The organism is Streptomyces canus (assembly GCF_030815415.1).
GTDB classification, from domain to species: domain Bacteria; phylum Actinomycetota; class Actinomycetes; order Streptomycetales; family Streptomycetaceae; genus Streptomyces; species Streptomyces canus_F.
Genome location: NZ_JAUSWW010000001.1, coordinates 10,013,121 through 10,029,969 on the forward strand (window position 1 = coordinate 10,013,121; position 16,849 = coordinate 10,029,969).

Genomic DNA, 16,849 nt, shown 5'->3' on the forward strand with positions numbered 1-16,849 from the left:
CTCGTCAGCTCCCTGCGACTCTCGTCCACAATCGGGGGATGGCTGACGAGCATCTCGGGCATTCACGCCCCGCCGCGATCTACCGTCGGCACGCATCCCACCCGGCCAACCAATGTGACAGTGCCCAGCCGGTGGCTTTACGGTGAGAAAGCGGGGGTGGTCCGGGTACGGTCGTGACTGGGGCGGGCGGGCTCGGGTCCGGCAGTGAGGGATGGCGTGCTGCTCGGAGGTCCGCCACGGCTGCGAAGCCGCTGAGTCAGTCCCTCCCTCTACGGTTTGCCCATGACTCCTGAGATGTGGGACCGGCTAAGTCCCTTCCGTGACAAAGCGATTGCCCGGGGCATACCTGCCGACGACGTGGAGCGATGGCTGGCTACCGTCGCCCGCCCCTGCGCGACGCTGAAGCGGGGCGGGGACGGACCGGTCGTGGGCCGATTCGGCGGTCCGCTCCTGCTGCCTGCTGACACTCCGGACCCCGCCCACCCCTTCGTCGCCGCCATCGACCTTGGGGCGCTGCCCGCCGACGCGACGGACCTGCCCCTGCCTCCCGAGGGCCACCTGCTGTTCTTCGCCTTCCCCGAGACCGCCGACGCTTACGAAAGCATGGGCAGTGTGGTGTATGTCCGCGTCGGGTCAGCTGTGGTCGAACGGGACAGGCATGCTTGGAACTCTTTCGGCTGGGAGGACTACGAGGCGATGTTCGAGGAGTTCCCGCAGGGTCCGCTGCGGGCGACGGCCCAGGTGTCGCTGCCCTACCACCATTCGGTCGAACTGCCCGGTCCGATGGTCGGCGGGCCGCTTCCCGGGCATCCTCGCTCCGAGGAGCTCATCGCTGTCTGGGAGAGCACCCGTGACGAGGTCGCTCCCGAGGGGCCGTTGCAGATCGGGGGGTACGCCGATGAGGAGGCCATCGACACCGACCCGGTCGCCGTTGCGGTGTCCAGGGCCGTGAAAGCCGCGGAAGCAGGCGAGTGGGACGGGCCGGTTTCGGATGACGTCTCGGACTGGGTACTGCTGGCCGACTGGCAGGCCGGCATGGACGTGCAGGGCTGGGAGAGCGCCACCGTCCACTGGGTGATCCAGCGCGAGGACCTGGGCGAGCGGCGCTTCGACCGCGCGTTCACCAGCGTCTTCTGGAACCCGTGACCTGTTCCGCCTCGTCTCGTCCGTCGGGACAACAGCCGGTGCAGCGTGGAGCCCGACACTGCCGGTCCGAACAGGGGGCCGTGGCGGAGCTGGAATTGCTCGGCCTCCAGCAGATTCGTGGCACGTCGTACTCGCCGCCGTCGGTCGTGACTACCGTCGCCCCGAGGCCAGCGGCGTTTACCGGTCGGTGAACGGCGGGGCGGGCGACCTGGGTGCTCGCCCACCAGTCAACGACCAAGGGCATCCGACCATGGCCTGCACCTTTGCAGGCGCTCCGGACGCCCCGGACTTGGTCTTCGCGGCCGGTCAGGCAGGTCTTGCGGTCAGCGATAACGGGGGGTGCCTCTATGTCTTTCGTCAAGCGAGGCGTGGGGTTCGGGGTTCGTAGAAGGTGCCGTCGCGGAGCATCGCGAAGAGCACGTTGATGCGTTGGCGGGCGAGGCGGAGGAGGGCCTGGGTGTGGGTCTTTCCTCGGGCTCGGCAGCGGTCGTAGTAGGTGCGGGAGGCGGGGTCGTGCAGGGCGGCGAACGCGGACAGGAACATTGCGCGTTTGAGCTGGCGGTTGCCGCCGCGTGGGGCGTGTTCGCCGTGGATCGAGGTCCCGGACGACTTCGTGGTCGGGGCGAGGCCGGCGTAGGAGGCGAGGTGCGCGGCGGTGGGGAAGCTGGTTGCGTCGCCGACGGTGACCAGCAAGGTGGCGGCGGTCCTGACGCCGACGCCGGGCAGCGACGTCAGGACCTTCGAAAGAGGGTGGTCCTCCAGCAGGGCGCTGATCTGGGCTTCCGTGGCCCGGCGTTGTTCGTGGACGGCGCTGAGCGAGCGGGCCAGGGAGGGGATCACGATGTCGAGGGTGCCGGTGCCCGGGACGACGACGGTCTGCTCGTCGAGGGCGTCGAAGACCTCGTCGATCAGCCGGGCGGCCATGCGCGGGGCCTTGGGCCGGATGACCTCAACGAGTTTGGGGCGTCCGGCCTTTCGCAAGCTGGCCGGGGATCCGTAGCGTTCCAGCAGCCAGGTCACCGCGGCGTGATCCAGGCGTGGCCCGAGGACGCGTTCCAGCGAGGGGTGGAACTGGGTGAGCAGGCCGCGGATCCGGTTGCTGGTGCGGGTGGCCTCGGCCGCCAGGTCCTGGTCGAAGCCGACGAGGACGGTGAGTTCGGCGGTGATCTCGTCGGTCAGTTCCAGTGAGCGCAGGGTGTGCGGCATGGTGCGGGCCGCGTCGGCGATCACGGCCGCGTCGCGGGCGTCGGTCTTGGCCTCGCCGGGGTAGAGGTCGGCGATCCGCCGCATCGACAGGCCCGGCAGGTAGGCGACCTTGCAGTCGGCGTCTCGGGCGACTGTCAGCGGCAGGGCGCCGATCGAGGCGGGCTGGTCCACGATCACCAGGACGGTGCCGAACTTGGCCTTCAGCTTCTCGAAGACGTCCCGCAGTTTCGGCTCGGTGTTCGGCAGTTGCTTGTCGAAGACCTTCTTGCCGGCCGGGGTGAGTCCGTGTCCGTGATGGTTTGTCTTGCCGACGTCCAGGCCGAGGAAGACGCCTATCTCGTCGCTGTCGTTCACGCCGTCCTCCCGAACGGATGTCGTGCGTGCTGGCCTGGGCGTTGGCGTCGTGCGCGCATCCACGTTATGCAGACCTGCCGCCCGTACGCGGCCGGGCGTTGCGCTCGGCCGGGCGGTAGTCGGACCTCTCATCAGCGTCTCCAACGGCGCCTCTCGGGCCCGGTGACACCACCCCCCAGGTCATGCCTTCGACAGGGGGGAACAGTCATGCCGGGCCCGGAGGCCAGCGGTCCCATTGCGGAACCGCGAAGAAGATAACGGGGGGCTCACCTGGCGGGCCATCACCGTGGCAGCGCCGGAGATCATCAACCACGTCCTCGTAGGATCACTTGCAGCCCTACTGGAGTCACGAGGGCGGGGACGGCGGCTACATCACCCTCAACGGCGTCACCGATGACGGGCGTCGAAGCGCTGTGGTCTCCATGTCCGAGGCCCGCGGCGACACCAAGGAGCACATACTGGAGCAGGAGAACGCGGCCAGCGCCCTGATCGACCACGCACTGTGCGCCAGGGACCCCAGCACCCCGTGAGGGGAGGTGTCGTCGCTGTGGGCGGTGAGCTCAGCGCGGCGCTTGATCAGGTCTAGACGCGCACCGGTGGGCAGGTGCAGTAGTTGCACGCGCTGGCGGGAAGTAAGTGCCCGAGACGTCTCCCGCGCTCAACGAACCTCCTGCGTGAGAGGAAAAGTGATTCCCCCGACATGCCCTCGACGCCGGACGGTACTGTCGGTGAATTCTGACCCGCGGATCCCCTCGGATGTTTGCGATGAACGGCCAGATGCCGAATGAGTTCCTCAGCGCCCCGATTGCCAGGGGGCTTCGCTGAGCCGGGACGCATGCATGAGATCGAGTTGGTCGGCGCCGCGGGTTCCCGGGGCTGCTGTGTAGGTGACGATGCGCAGGTCGACTCCCGGCAAGGTCAGCACGTCGCAGTCCAGGGTGACGTCGCCAAGCTCGGGATGGCTGATCGTCTTCAGGTCCCCAGTCAGCTGCTCCATGCCCGCCACGGCCCACAGTTCACCGAAGAACGGCGAGGCCTTGCGTAACCCGTCCACGAGCGCGGCCAGCTCCGGATCGGCCGGATAGCGGGCGAGCGCTTCGCGCAGGTCCGCGACGATCGCCGTCTCGAATGCGTACTGTCCGGCCGCCGATGAGAGGGGGTACAGGTGCCAGCGACCCTCTCCTGTGCCGAAGAGTGCGCGGGCGAGGTTGCGTTCGGCGGGCGGCAGGCCGGACGGGTCGCCGTGCAGAGCCGTCCACATGTCGTTCCACCACAGCAGGCTCCAGTCGGCGGCGAACACGCCGATCGGGAGGTCACCGAGGCGGGCGACGAGGCGGCGGATGCTCGGCGGCACGTGCGTGCCGACGGTGTGGTCGCGCGGGGCGAGCAGGCCGGCGGCGCGGAAGAGCTGGTCGCGTTCGGCCCGGGTGAGTCGCAGCGCGCGGGCGATGGCCGCGACCACCTGCGCGGAGGGATTGGTGGCCCGGCCCTGCTCCAGGCGCAGTACGTACTCGACGGAGAGGCCGGCGAGCTCGGCGAGTTCCTCGCGGCGCAGGCCAGGGGCGCGGCGGCGGGCCGACCGGGCGTAGCCGGCATCGGCCGGGTCGAGGCGGTCGCGCCAGCCGCGTAGTAAGGCGCCGAAGCTCAGGTCGCTCACTCCTCCATGATGCCACCGGGCGTTTCCTGCACCACGGTCACCATCCTGGTGAGTGCAGCGCGCATGTAGCGGGCCCAGAGCGGCTTGAACGGTCCCGCGACGATCCAGCGGCGGCCTGGCAGCGGCCGGAAGTCGTACGTCCAGCGGATCGACGTGCCGGTGCCATCGGGCAGGAACGACCACTCGCCGCGCACCGCGGAAATCAGCTTGGCCAGCACGTTGGTGAAGCCACTTAGCTCATAGGCGAATCCGTGCCCCTGCGCGATCTCGGTAAGCCGTTCGTCGGCCTTGGAGCCGTCGGTGAACCAGGTCTGGCGCGACGTTCCCGGCCGGTTCCAGGTGCCGGTCTGGTCGCGCACTTCTGCGACGCCGGGGAACGGTCCCCACGGCTTGAACACCTGGGCGAGGTCGATCGGCACGATGACCTGGTAGGTGTGGGCGGGGCTGGACGTTGTACGGGCGAAGACGGTGATCGGGACACTCGTTTTGGTCATGCCACGAGCATCGCGGCCAGCGCCTGCCCGAGGCAGACACCTGTCAGTACATACCCTCGCGGTCTCATCGTGTTCGGCGTGTCAACGGCGCAGTGTCCGTTGTGCTTCCGGATTGCGACGTCTACACCAACAGAAAGGCCCTCGTGCTCCACCGTAATGCACCGCTGACCGAGACCGGACGCCTGCGCCCGGCTCGCCGTCTGGTCGGGGACGGCTCAACGGTGTTGTCAGGCTTGCACGGTGGGCCGGACGACGATCTCGTCGCGCATCTGAGTCAGCGTGGCGGACACCTCCTGGCGCAAACCCTCGGAGATCACGTTCACCGCCGTCTTGGTGGCCGCGTAGACGCTCAGGGGAGATGCGACGACGTGGGCCGCGGTGGAGCTGACATTGACGAAGTGACCGGAGCCTTGTCGGCGAAAGACAGGGAGGGCCGCTCCGATGCCGTTGAGCAGACCGGTGATGTGCGTGGAGACCATGGCGTCCCAGTCGTCCTGGCGTAGTTCGTCGGACGGGGAGACAGCCATGATGCCCGCGTTGGAGATGAGAACGTCGAGGCGGCCGTACTGCTCGATGGCGGTTCCTTCCTTGGCCGTGACGTTGAGAGGTATCCACCGGAACTCACGAGACCACCACCCGCCAGCTGGGTTGCGCAGCCGTGCTCGTCGGAGACCTTGACGGCCCGGTGGAGTGCAGGCGTCACAACCTGTTCGAACCAACTCACCGATCGGCGAGAGTCCTTACATGGGAATTAGGCTGAAAGCGCCGGACGGGAAGTGATCGCCGTGGACCCCCGCAACACCTCCCGCACCTGCCCCGAATGCGGGCACACCGCCAAGGAGAACCGGCCCACGGAGGAAAAGTGCCACTGCCTCGCATGCGGCCACACCGCGCACGCCGACACGGTCGGGGCGATCAGCGTTCTACGGGCCGGGCTGGTCCGTCGCAACGTCAACCCGGCGTAACGAGAAGCCCCCGGCTTCAGCCGGGGGAGGAGTCACGACGGACGCCCTGGTAGACCTTGCCGCCCATGGTCATCGCCGACCTGTTCGGAATCCACCCCATGACGGCCGAACGCTGGGCCACCCTCGCCGGCGGGGACTGGTCCGAATACTTGGCAGCGCGACGGGCCGCCCCGCAGGGCTAGGCAGTTGAGCAGGGCAGTGTTCCGAGTCTGCGCTATTGGGGGATGGCGACCAGGATGCGGCCGTGGCCACTGCCGGCGTCGACGTGGTCGTGGGCCTTGGCGATGTCGTCCAGCGGGTAACAGTCGCCGACGGCGACGGTGAGGGCGCCGACGGCGGCGGCGGAGGTGAGGTCGCGGGCGGCCTGGCGCTTGGCCTCGGCGGGGAAGTCGTCGCTGCCGAGCAGCCGCAGGGTGACGTTGTTGAACAGCAGAGGCCAGAAGGGGATTTCGGTGCGGTCCGCGCGGGTGGCGTAGGCGGCGATGACGGTCCCCTGGGCGGCGACGGCGTTGTCGAGGTCGGCGTTGTCGGACAGCGCGACCTCGATGATCCGGTCGACGCCCCGCGGCGCGTACGAGCGGATGGCAGCGGCGGGCTCGCCAGTGTCCAGGGCGATGGCGTGGGCGACGGCCGGGTCGACGCGGTCGAGGTCCGCGGTTCGGCGGACGGTGGCGATCACGGTGGCGCCGGCCCAGTGGGCGAGCTGGGCGGCCAGGGAGCCGACGCCGCCAAGAACTCCGTGGACCAGGACCAGTTGGCCATCGACCGGGCCGTCGGCGAAGACGGTGCGGTGGGCGGTGATGCCGGGGATGCCGAGGCTCGCACCCAGCTCGTCACTGAGGTCGTCGGGTAGCGGGACGGCCAGATCCGCAGGGACGACGGTGTACTGGGCGGCGGTGCCGAAGGGGCGGTAGGACTGGGCGCCGTACACCCAGACCCGTTGTCCGACGCGGCGGGCGTCGACTCCGGCGCCCACGGCGTCGATGACTCCGGCGCTGTCGCTGTGCGGGATCACCCGCGGGAAGGGCATGGACGAGCCGAGCCAGCCGCGCCGTTTCTTGGTGTCGCCGGGGTTGACGCCCGAGACGGTGACACGGACGCGGACCTCGCCGGGGCCGGGGACGGGATCAGGTAGTTCACCGACGTGCAGGACATCGGTGGCGGGTCCCTGGTCGTCGTACCAGGATGCAAGCATGGGGGTGGCCGCGCGCTTCACCATGCGGGGAACCCACGACGGTGAATTCTTCGGGATCCCGGCGAGCGGCAACAAGATCTCGGTGCAGGCCATGAACTTCTACTACCTGGCCGGCGGCCGGATCGTCGGCGAACGGGGCCAGCCCGATCTCCTCGGGGTGATGCAGCAGATCGGTGCCGTACCGGCGCCGTGAACCCGGAGCGCGGGCGGCCGGCGCGGGTTCACCGCAAGAGGCCGGTCTTCGTCTTGCTCCGGCGTCTTCGCGCAGACAGCGCCCGTTCGGCGAGAGATTTACACCTTGTCACCGCTGACGTGATCGAGCCGGGTACGGAACTGCTCGCTCTACGGCGAATACTGCAACCCTCGAATTCCGACAGTCCACCAGTGCGTCCAGGGCTTCGCCATGAGAGGTGAGGTAGAGGCGGGCGGACAGCACCGGGAGATCGACGCCGCCCTGGTGTCCGCGGTGCTCGACCATGTCTGTTCCGTCGCGCTCCCCGTCGGCGTCGCGGTGTTCGCCCCGTCTGCCATGCAGGCTGCGCCGGCCGGGTGCACGTCACCGACCGGAACCGTCGGCGGGCGGGCGTTCGCGGTGGTCGCGGAGGGCTCGGTGGAGATCGACCTCGCAGGTGTCCGGACCTGGCATTTGGTTCGCTCCATGGCGGCGCACGGATCGACGTCGGCGATCGACCTGAATGACGGGGACGGCCGGCGTGTGTCGGTCCTCACGCAGTTCGGGATTGTCAAGGAGCAGGTCCACGGGGCGTGGGAGGAGCTGGCGGCCTCGCTGCCCGACGCACGCTGAGGACCGGCCGCTACGGTCCCGCGTGGACGTAAGCCGCCCAGATGTGCGGGTGCGGGACGCGGGCGCGCAGTGCGCGGATCGTGTCGTGCAGGGCGCGGGCGGGACCGGAGGTGCCTGGTGCCGTCGTACGGCGGTAGAAGTCGCGGGTCACCTGGTCCGCGTGGGTGCTGTCGATCTTCCACAGGGTGCCGACCGCAGTGGGGAACCCGGCGAGCAGGAACGAGCTCGTGATGTGGATGGCCTCGTCCGAGAGGTGCTCGGTGGTGCGTGCGGTGCCGCAGGCCGCCAGGAACGCGAGCTGGGCCGCGCGCGGGCGGACCTGGCAGAGCTCCCGGACCGAGACCTGCTCGCCGCTGGGCAGGTGGAGCAGGGCGCCCGAGGGCTCCGAGGGGTCCGTCGCCGCGTGGCAGCCGAAGTGTGCCCAGGAGGCCTCGTGCAGCGCCCTTAGCACGACGTCCCGGGTGGCCTCCGGGCCGATCAGCGTCCGGTGCGCGCCGAGGAGTCCGGCGGCGTAGTCGGCGGCGCCCGCGACCCCGGGCAGGTCGTCCTCGGCCGCGGCGACCAGCAGGGCCCTGCCGTGTTCGGCGGTGCCGCGCTGCCGTGCGCGGGCCCGGGCGTAGGCCAGGGTCTGCAGACCCGGTACGTACGACGACACCACGGCGTCGAGCGCAGCGCCGCAGCCGTCGGGCGCGCAGTCGGGCGACCGGCACTCGGCCGCGTGGAGCGGCAGGGCGCCGAAGGCTCCCGTCGGCACCCACCAGATGCGCGGCCACTCGGCATGGGTGGGGACGGCGTCCGCACAGCCGACCGCCTCCAGCACCGGGCGCACGATCTTGTGCCAGGTCCAGTCCAGTGTCTGGCGGACCGTGTTCCCGGCGGCGACGAGCTGGAGCGGGGAGGGTCTCGACCCGCCCTGCGTGTTGATGGCGTCGACCGCTTCCCGCAGCCGCCGGGACATGTCGGCGGCTTCTTCGGCCGCGACCTCGAGGGGCAGGGTGGTGATCGTCCGGTCGGTGACGACCAGGGCGTGGCAGTAGCGCTTGCCACCGTGGTTGAGGACGACCACGGGTCCGTCGGCTGCGAGTTCCTTCAATTCCCCCGCGGTGAGCGGCCGCAGGAAGCCCTCGAAGCCGGGCCGGGTGCGGATGTCCCGGACGAGGCCGTCGAGCGTGCGGGAGGCGCGCAGTCGCGCCAGCCTGGCCCACTCGGCGTCACCGGGGGCGGACGTCTGCGGCCGCGCCTCGATCTGTTCCGTCAGCCGCTCGAACTCGGCGGCCAGTCCGGGGTGTTGGGTGCGCAGCTCGCCGAGGTCGGCGCGGGTTTCGATGCGCCGGGTCAGCAGCAACCCGCGGCCCCGCTCCAGGAGTTCGGCGGCGCGGTCGACGTCGTGGCCGGCGAAGCTGCGGTCGATGGTGGGGAGTTCGGGCGGGAGCCGCCCGGCTTTCAGTTCCCGCACCGACTCCTGCGCAGCCCTCAGATATCCAGGGAGGCGAGGGGCGACATCGCGCAGTTCGACATTGCAGAGGATCAGCTCGACGATCGTCCTGATGTCGCCCTCGAACGACGACAGACCGTGCTCGGCCGAGGTCTGGTCGGCACCCCGGTCGGTGAGGGTCGCCATGGCCTCGATGGCCTCTTCGAGATGGTCCAGGGCCTGGCCGATCTGCTGCCGGCCCAGCGCGCCGGCCGCGGCGCCGATCTCGCCGTGCGCCCGCAGCCACACCGGGACGCTTCCGTCCCGCAGCGCCTCGGGTCCGGCGGTGCCGTCGACCCGGCCCAGTACGGGCGCGAGGTGGGCAGCGAGGAGGTCCTGCGGAGTGCCGTCCGCGCCGGGGGTCATGTCCGGGAGGCGGCCCCGGACGAAGAAGTCGAGGGCCGACCGCATCACGCCCGCCAGGTCGAACGGGGCGCTGTCCGGCAGCTCCTCCGCCGAGAGCGCCCGGCTCACCTCGTCCGCCTCGGCGAACAGCTCCTGCGCACGCTCCGGCTCGGTGGCCCGGAGCATGACGGCACGCTGCGCGAGAGTCCGGGCGAGGGTCGTCGCGGCCATCGGGCGCATCGGGTGTCCGGGGCCGCACCTTGTGAAGGTCGCCCGGCACTGCTCGACCACGGCGTCGTCGAGGTCGGGGCCGCGACCGCCGGCCGGTCCGACGGTCTCCACGAGGTTGACGTAGACGTCGCCCATCAGGTCGTACCAGGGCCGCTCGGCGGTGACGGGCGCGGCCTCGATGGTCTCCCGCATCCGGCGGGCGATCTGCCGGGCCCGCTCCAGCTGGGCCGGTTCATGGCCGAACATGTAGTTCTGCAGGGCGTTGTGGAACTCGGTGCGGGCCGCCAGCAGCTCCCTGTCGGTCTCGGTCGGCACCGGGTCGCCCGGCTGCAGCTCCTCGAGGAACTCCGGGGGGAAGGGCGCGACCGGGTTGGAGGCGAGCAGGGCCGCTGCCTCCCGGGCGCCCTCCGGGTCGAAGCCGCGGAACGACAGGACCGTGAGGGCGTTCGCGAGCATCCGGTCGAAGTCGCCCGGGAGGTCGACCCCGTACTCACGGCTCTCGCGCAGCAGCGCCACGACCTCTTCGAGGACGGCGTAGTCCGGCTCCTGGGTGGTCTGGGCGGACAGGGCGCTGCCGAGCACGGCGGAGAGGTAGGGACGCATCTCGTCGCCCTCGGGCGTGAGGTCGCGAAGTTCCCGGATGGCCGCGATGTCGGTGTCGAGGGTCGCGGAGTCCTCCAGCCGGATCTCGCCCATACGGGTCAACACCTCGAGCATGCGGCCCAGTTCGCCGTCCGGGATGTCCCCCGTCTCGGTCAAGGCCACGGCGACGGGCAGCGCGACCTGGAACACGCCCTGCCGCAGCAGCTCCGACACGGGGGACCCGGCCGGGGCGGCGGCCACCGCCTCCTCGGTCAGCTCCCGGGACTCCGCCTCGAACAGCCCGGCCCGCGCGGGCGCGCTGTCACGCAGTGCCTCGGCCCGCATTCCGGTGAGCGCGGCCAGGACGGCGACGTAGGCGTGCCGGTGCGGCCGGTCGACGGGGAGGGCGGCGAGGGCGGTGCGGTAGCGGGCGATGTGCTCGTCGGCGCTGTCGTCGGGCTCGAACCCGGTGGACAGGAAGGCCAGTTCGATGTCGATGTCGACGGGGGAGCCGTCGAGCAGGGCCTGCTGCCGGGCCCGCTCGACCAGACGCCGGATGAGCGGGGCGACCCGCTCCAGGTCGGCAGGGTTGTCGCTGCGGCTCGCCTCCTGCAACTCCTGGTAGGCGGCGAACATCTCCCGCTGCTCGTCGCTCAGGGGGAGGCCATCCAGGAGCGGGAGTATCCGCTCCAGGTCCTCGGGGGTGGCGGTGTCGGCGCTCAGATCCTGCAACTGCCGGTAGGCGTCGAACATGTCCCGGTGCCGGTCGTCCAAGGCGCCGACAGAGGCGAGGAGTTCAGCTGCCTCCATGACCGCCTCGCTGTCCTTGCGCGCCGCTGCGAGGGCTGCGAGGGCCCGGCCGAGGGCGGTGACGACCTGGGGGTGCGCGGGGTGCACGGTCGGTGTGGCGGCCAGGGACGCACGCAGCCGTCGTACGGCGCAGGCGACGCGGCCCCAGTCGTCCTCGGCGATACCGGCGTCGGCGATGGCCGCGCCCACCCGCAGGTCGAACTCGCCGGGCCAGGTGACCGGCAGGGTGTGGAGGTGGCGCAGCTGGCCCAGCCCTTCGGCGGTCTCCGGCAGGAGGGCGCCCTGCGGGATTGCCGCGATCAGCTCTTCGACGACGTCGAGCGGGGGCGTGCCGAGCAGTCGGCAGGTGTCGACCAGGGTGCGCAGGGCGGGCGCGGCGGCGGCCTGCACGAGAGCGGGGTCGAGGGCGGAGGGGGCGACGGCAGCCAGGCGTGCGCAGACCGCACGGGCGTAGCGAACGGCCACCAGCAGCGCGTTCGGGTCCACCATGAGCTTGAAGCGCTCGACGTGGAGTTCGAGGGCGTGGACCGTCAACTCCAGGAATCCGGCGTGGTCTTCGTCGAGCACGGACTCGAACGCCGATTCCGACCAGGCGATCGCGGCTGAGAGCGCGGCGGGCCGCTCCTCCTGTGGGCCGGTGGCTGCGGCATCCGTGTGCGCCCTGCTCACCAGGTAGGCGAAGCTCGCCTCGTTGGACGGGTCGGCGGGATCGAAGCGCTCCACGAGGATATCCGGGAGCCCGGCTTCCGGAGGCAGCCGCGGGCAGAGGTGCACGAAGGTGCCGAAGATGACGGACAGGTTCTGCTCCGCCTCGGGATCCTCGTCGCCCAGGTGCCGGAACCAGAAGGTCCAAAAGACATGGACGACCGACTCCAGGTCGACCGGCGCCTCCGGCGCGGGCGCGGCCTGCCGCAGCAGGGCGAGCGCGTCGGCCACCGCCTCCGGATCCCTCAACAGCGCGGGATCGCGGGTGTTCTGAGTCGTGACGAGGCGGGCGATCACTCGGCCGCGAAGCTCGGTCATAGATCGTTACATTAGTCTGGCCGATTGTCAGAGGGCAGTGATTCTCGGGACGTTCAGGGAGGCCGCCGTGGGGGACGGGGCGAACGCGCGCAGGTTGTACGAGGATGCGGTGGAGTACCTGTGCCGTCATGTGGAGGAGCTGCGACCACTGATCCCCGACGCCGTCTGGGAGTCGGCGTTCCCGGTCGTCCGGGACGCGGACCCGGCCGGCGACGCGTGGCGCAACGCCGTACGCGAGCTGCACGAGGCCGTCGAGGCGGGCGGTGTTCCGAACGGGCTGGGGCTGCCCGCGGTGATGGGTGTGGCCGACTGGCCCGGCCGCCGGATACAGCGGGCGTCCGGCTGGGTCTGCCCCAAACAGAACCGTTGTGGCCGCGTCGAGTTGCGCAACGGGGCCGCGACCCCGACTCCGAACTGTGCGTTGGGCGGCGCCGAGATGCGTCCGGTGGGTGGCTGACGGCGATGGGGCTTCTCATCGAGCTGCAAAAGCGCATACCCGACGGCTGGTTCCTGCGACGGCTGCTGCCCGCCATCCTGTTCTTCGTGGTCGCGGTCGTCGGCGGCAAGCTGGGGCACGCCCACTGGAACGACGTCTCCCTCGCCCGGGAGGAGATCGCCGACGCGCTGCGGACAGGCGGCGGTCTGTCCGCGGACACCGTAGCCTCGCTCGTGCTCTTCGCGGTGCCGGTGGTGGCGGCGGCGTTCGCGGTGCCCTATCTCGCGTCCGGGATAGGGGCGTTGGCCGCCGGGGCCTGGCCGTGGTGGCTGATGCCGGTGGGCGATCTCGTGACCAGGTGGCGGCGACACCGCTGGGTGGAGCCGGACGAGCTGGCCAGGAGATCCGTACGGGAGAGTGCCGACGGCAACACGCTGCGGGCCGCCCGGCTCGATGTGCGCAGGGCACGCGCCCGCGAGAGCGGGGAGCCCGGGTCACCCACCTGGTCGGGCGACCGGTTCCACCGCACCGAGGAGACGATCAGACAGCAGGGCGGCGACCTCGTCACCGGCTGGACCAGCCTCCTTCTCGGCGCCCAGGACCCGCCCCGCGCCGCCCTGTCCGAGGCCCGCGACGCCTACGACGCGGCCTGCGAGGCCCTCGTGTGGAGCGCGGCGTTCACGGTGCTCGGCGCGTGGTGGTGGCCCGCAGCACCGGTCGGCGTCCTGCTGGGCCTGGCGTCATGGCGCTCACTGCGGCACGCGGTGGAGGCGCTGTGTCGGACGACGGAGGCGGCGTTCACCTTGAGGGAGACGCAACCTCCGCAACCTCCGCCCGTCCAGCCCTGAGGGACAGCCCCAGAGCGAGTCGGGTGGAACACCTCGGTCCCGCCGGTCAGGCCCTTGATCCACGGGTCGGGACCGCACGCGCCGTGGCCCTTGAACGCCCCGCGCACGTTGATGAAGTGGACGGACTCTCGCGCTACGGTTTGGTGACGTCAGCCTGCGGCGTCCTTGAGTCCTTGCGGAACCGCTTGCTTTGCTGGAGGGCAAGCGACGGGCCGACGTGACCGATGATGCGATCCGCCGCGGACTTGGACACCCCGAACAACGGCGCCAGTTGGCGCAGGGTCAGGTTCGTCCGCCAGTAGACGGCGACCAGCAGCACTCGGTCCTCCAGAGGCAAGCTCCACGGCCGGCCCTTGCGCACCGGATCAACACCCTCGCGCCGCAGCGCAGTGACCAGCTTGCTCAACTGACGCGGGCTCAGCCCGGTGAAGGGGGTTATCCAAGACGGCTCCGACGCCGTGATCACACCAGCCACCGCAAGATCGTCTCACCTGCCGGGGAGACAGTTGGCGAGCCAGTCTGCTTGTTCTGCACGACTGACGCCGCCATCGCCATCCACCACGTAGGCCAGCGCCTCCACGAAGGTTGAGCCCAGGGGCCAGAGGACGTTCGGCCCCACGGCGACGACGCGCCCACTGGCCGCGATATACGACCTGAACTGGACCGACCACATACCCAGAGGGCTGTAGTTTTCTGCGTACCGACGCCTCAGCGTGGCCGCTTCCTCGGCGGTGTCGATGCAGGCGTCCACGGGGTCTATGTGCAGTGACGAGCCGGGGACGCGGCCTGGGGAGCTCTCGATCGTCAGCTCGCCGAACTCGGCCCAGACCCCGATCGCCACGTCGTTGAGCTCGAACCCCGCGCCTGCCAGCTGCTGTGTCCAGCCCGCAGTGGCGATCTTGCGATCTGCTGTCCACCCAGCAACGCCAAGCGCCTCCAGCACCGACGGACCGCAACGCCTCATCGACTCACTGGTGCGTTCTATGCGCCCTCCCCTTCCCCTCGTCCGCACATGTTGCCCTAAGTTTGCCGCACATCCGATCAGCAGACAGGGCCACCGGTCCCGGAAGACACGTAGATCGTTTACGGGACAACGCTTAGTCCACCGCGACGGAAACCGCTGATGACAGCGCACCGACGCCGGCCCGCCGGGCCGCGCCGACCACCGGCCCCGCGGATGATCGCCGCCGCCGCTCGCCAGCGCTGACCCGCCCCGCCCGCACACACAAGAGCCCTGCACCTATGACCTGGCACTGGACCGGTCTCGTCTTCTTCTCCCTCGCCCTGCTGCCGCCAGGGCTGGCGCTGGTCAGCGGCCGGATACCGCTCCGGCTCCGGCACCGGCTGGCCCCCTGCGTCCGCGCGGCTGGGCCCTTCTCGGCCTCTGCGCCGTCGCCCCCCCTCACCACGATCCCGCGCCTTGCCGAGGCACCCCCTGAGACCATCGTGGTGGCTACGGCCGCCGCAGCCGTCCTCGCCGCAGCAAGTTGGACGTACGCAGCCCTCGCTCCGCGCCGGCCCAGGAACGTCGCCCGGTGACCGGCAGGCAGCGCCTGTCGCGCCTCGCCTTCTCGCTCACCGTCTGGTGGATGCTGATTGTCCTCATTTTCTGGCTGCTGGGCAGGGCCCTGGAGCAGCCCGCCTCAATCGCCCAGTGCGCCGCCTCGTCTGCCTTTCTCGTCGTCCTGGGGGAGGCTGGTGACTGGCTGCGGCGACGCTGGAGGGCCGGCCGGATCACGCGTCGGCACCAGTCGGCACCGTCACGGCCTCAACCGCCCGGCGAGAAGGCGCCAACCAAGCACTCGTGACGACTGCCTCCCAGGGAGGGCGTTGCCTCGTGGCGAGTGATGCTCGGCGGGGACAGCGCAACCCCCGGGAAGGATCAGCTGTCTTCTCTCCGGGCACCAGGTGTCCCGGGAGCAGAGGGCAACCACAGGTCACGCGCCCCGCTCCGAGACGTGGCCGGCGGGTGAGATCCGCGATGGTCCGTTCTGCGAGGAGGTACGTGGGATGGCTGCACGGCGGGACGATAAAGACGGCCCAGCGCGCTTCCGCAGGCACGGCGAGGCCGCCATCGGGTGCCTGCAACCCGCCGGGGAGCGCGTACACGTCACGCAAGAAGTGGTCGAACCACTGCTGCGCCGCGCCGACTTGTTGTCGCAGCTCCTGCGGATCGGGTACGCACGTGACCCGCAGGGGCAGGAGACGTAGCAGTCCCGGGCGTCCCCGGTGGCTCGCGCAGGACCACCAGGCATGAAGAGGTGACGCCCCGCGCTCGCGTTCTGTTCCGGCCTGTTCATCATGACCGTGGAAGCCGGGCTGTGCCCCCGGTGGCTGGTCGTCCTCGACATTGAATTCGCGTCGTCCCGGGCAAGGCGGCGTACGACCGTGGTCCGTATGTGATCAGTGCCCCGTAGTCTCCACCTGACCAGGGGGTTCGCGCGATGCGCGACCAAGGCGGGGGATAGCACATGGCATTCTCGGGCGGCAGATGCTGGTGGTGACCGCGCTGCTCGCGGCGATGGGAGACATGAGCTGGTGGGGTGCGCTGGCGCTCACCCTCGACTTGTGGCCAGGCCGGGGTCGGCCCTGTCTTTCCTGGAGACCATCTCCATCAGGCAGTACTCGGAACAGGGCCCGGACCGCCGGCTCGGTGGCCCCGTCCCGGCTATTGCTCGGGACGCCGCAACAAGATGTTCATCGCGGTCATTGTGAGTACGGGCTCGTCGCGCTGGTTGAGCACCTCGATGTGGGTGTGGACCAGCCCTCGGTCCGGCTTCGATCGCGAGACGCGGGCCTGTTGCACCGTCGTGCGGATCGACAGGCTGTCCCCTGGCCGGACCGGCCGGACCCAACGCAGCTCGTCGACGCCGGGGGAGGCCAGGCTCGCGACCTTGCTGACGTAGTGGTCGGCGTACATCCGCATCATGAGGGCCGCGGTGTGCCAGCCGCTGGCGATGAGTCCCTTGAAGGCGCCTTCTGCGGCGGCCTCGGGATCGCTGTGGATGTCCTGCGGGTCGAAGTCCCCGGCGAACTGGAGGATGTCCCGTTCGCTCACCGTGATGCTGCCGTAGACGTACACCGAACCGGGCATGTAGTCCTCGAAGTACCGTTCCTGGATCGGGGCGTTGAAGTCGGCGTCGCTCAACGTCGCGGTGGTCGTCATGGGCGGCACGATAGCCGTGCGACCCGCGGGCGGCCGCCCGGGCTCGGTGGTCCATGCGCGAGCACCGCCGTGCTGTGCGAGGTCGCGCCGCAGTCGAATGCGTGCTGTCCTG

General features: G+C 70.3%; 15 protein-coding genes and 3 pseudogenes. 9 read left to right on the forward strand and 9 right to left on the reverse strand.

The features are described from left to right. Positions 1–282: 282 nt before the first annotated feature. Entirely contained in the window at positions 283–1,146 is an 864-nt protein-coding gene (locus tag QF037_RS46750; protein ID WP_307036186.1) for a DUF1963 domain-containing protein, read from the forward strand. A 357-nt stretch (positions 1,147–1,503) separates the two neighbouring features. Here the strand turns inward: QF037_RS46750 and QF037_RS46755 are convergent, their stop codons facing one another. Next, positions 1,504–2,706 (reverse strand): IS110 family transposase, encoded by a 1,203-nt coding sequence (locus QF037_RS46755; RefSeq protein ID WP_307020883.1) that lies wholly within the window; start codon positions 2,704–2,706, stop codon positions 1,504–1,506. Between the two features lie 329 nt (positions 2,707–3,035). On the opposite strand from QF037_RS46755, the gene QF037_RS46760 reads away from it, so the two are divergent. Continuing rightward, positions 3,036–3,236 carry a hypothetical protein gene (locus QF037_RS46760; RefSeq protein ID WP_307036188.1) on the forward strand — a complete coding sequence of 67 codons (201 nt, stop codon included), beginning with the start codon at positions 3,036–3,038 and terminating at the stop codon, positions 3,234–3,236. 263 nt (positions 3,237–3,499) lie between these two features. Here the strand turns inward: QF037_RS46760 and QF037_RS46765 are convergent, their stop codons facing one another. From QF037_RS46765 to QF037_RS46775, 3 genes and pseudogenes are all read right to left on the reverse strand, one after another. After that, on the reverse strand, positions 3,500–4,363 hold the full coding sequence (locus QF037_RS46765; RefSeq protein WP_307036191.1) for a helix-turn-helix transcriptional regulator: 864 nt from the start codon (positions 4,361–4,363) through the stop codon (positions 3,500–3,502). Then, positions 4,360–4,857: an SRPBCC family protein gene (locus QF037_RS46770; protein ID WP_307036193.1), complete on the reverse strand. Its 498-nt coding sequence runs from the start codon at positions 4,855–4,857 to the stop codon at positions 4,360–4,362. Before QF037_RS46770 ends, QF037_RS46765 begins: the two co-directional genes overlap by 4 nt. Positions 4,858–5,087: 230 nt before the next feature. After that, positions 5,088–5,438: pseudogene (locus tag QF037_RS46775) on the reverse strand (SDR family oxidoreductase); the annotation flags it as partial. Positions 5,439–5,612: 174 nt separating this feature from the next. On the opposite strand from QF037_RS46775, the pseudogene QF037_RS46780 reads away from it, so the two are divergent. Continuing rightward, positions 5,613–5,822 (forward strand): annotated as a pseudogene (locus tag QF037_RS46780) (zinc ribbon domain-containing protein); the annotation flags it as partial. Positions 5,823–6,036: 214 nt separating this feature from the next. On the opposite strand, the gene QF037_RS46785 reads toward QF037_RS46780, so the two are convergent. Then, a complete protein-coding gene (locus QF037_RS46785; RefSeq protein WP_307036196.1) occupies positions 6,037–7,017 on the reverse strand; it encodes an NADPH:quinone reductase in 981 nt (326 codons plus the stop codon). On the opposite strand from QF037_RS46785, the gene QF037_RS46790 reads away from it, so the two are divergent. Together QF037_RS46790 and QF037_RS46795 are read left to right on the forward strand one after the other, a co-directional pair. Then, positions 7,016–7,210 (forward strand): ester cyclase, encoded by a 195-nt coding sequence (locus tag QF037_RS46790; RefSeq protein WP_307036198.1) that lies wholly within the window; start codon positions 7,016–7,018, stop codon positions 7,208–7,210. The genes QF037_RS46785 and QF037_RS46790 overlap by 2 nt on opposite strands. Positions 7,211–7,420: 210 nt before the next feature. Continuing rightward, positions 7,421–7,822 (forward strand): hypothetical protein, encoded by a 402-nt coding sequence (locus QF037_RS46795; RefSeq protein ID WP_307036200.1) that lies wholly within the window; start codon positions 7,421–7,423, stop codon positions 7,820–7,822. A 10-nt stretch (positions 7,823–7,832) separates the two neighbouring features. Here QF037_RS46795 and QF037_RS46800 read toward each other — a convergent pair whose 3' ends face one another. After that, a complete protein-coding gene (locus QF037_RS46800) occupies positions 7,833–12,287 on the reverse strand; it encodes a CHAT domain-containing protein (protein WP_307036203.1) in 4,455 nt (1,484 codons plus the stop codon). A 67-nt stretch (positions 12,288–12,354) separates the two neighbouring features. Here QF037_RS46800 and QF037_RS46805 point away from each other — a divergent pair, with 67 nt between their 5' ends. Both QF037_RS46805 and QF037_RS46810 read left to right on the forward strand, forming a co-directional pair. Next, positions 12,355–12,744 carry a hypothetical protein gene (locus QF037_RS46805; RefSeq protein ID WP_307036204.1) on the forward strand — a complete coding sequence of 130 codons (390 nt, stop codon included), beginning with the start codon at positions 12,355–12,357 and terminating at the stop codon, positions 12,742–12,744. Between the two features lie 5 nt (positions 12,745–12,749). Beyond that, positions 12,750–13,571 carry a hypothetical protein gene (locus QF037_RS46810; protein WP_307036206.1) on the forward strand — a complete coding sequence of 274 codons (822 nt, stop codon included), beginning with the start codon at positions 12,750–12,752 and terminating at the stop codon, positions 13,569–13,571. Positions 13,572–13,737: 166 nt separating this feature from the next. Here QF037_RS46810 and QF037_RS46815 read toward each other — a convergent pair. Together QF037_RS46815 and QF037_RS46820 are read right to left on the reverse strand one after the other, a co-directional pair. Next, a pseudogene (locus tag QF037_RS46815) lies at positions 13,738–14,046 on the reverse strand (helix-turn-helix domain-containing protein); the annotation flags it as partial. Positions 14,047–14,058: 12 nt separating this feature from the next. Then, the gene (locus QF037_RS46820) at positions 14,059–14,514 is read right to left on the reverse strand and encodes an SUKH-3 domain-containing protein (protein WP_307036208.1); all 456 of its coding nucleotides are present in this window, start codon (positions 14,512–14,514) and stop codon (positions 14,059–14,061) included. 299 nt (positions 14,515–14,813) lie between these two features. On the opposite strand from QF037_RS46820, the gene QF037_RS46825 reads away from it, so the two are divergent. Next, positions 14,814–15,110, forward strand: a complete 297-nt coding sequence (locus tag QF037_RS46825) for a hypothetical protein (protein ID WP_307036209.1) — start codon at positions 14,814–14,816, stop codon at positions 15,108–15,110. Next, a complete protein-coding gene (locus QF037_RS46830; protein ID WP_307036211.1) occupies positions 15,107–15,379 on the forward strand; it encodes a hypothetical protein in 273 nt (90 codons plus the stop codon). The genes QF037_RS46825 and QF037_RS46830 overlap by 4 nt, the downstream gene beginning before the upstream one ends. A gap of 860 nt (positions 15,380–16,239) precedes the next feature. On the opposite strand, the gene QF037_RS46835 is transcribed toward QF037_RS46830, so the two are convergent. Next, complete coding sequence (locus QF037_RS46835) at positions 16,240–16,737, reverse strand: MaoC family dehydratase (RefSeq protein WP_307036213.1); 498 nt, start codon at positions 16,735–16,737, stop codon at positions 16,240–16,242. Positions 16,738–16,849: the final 112 nt, after the last annotated feature.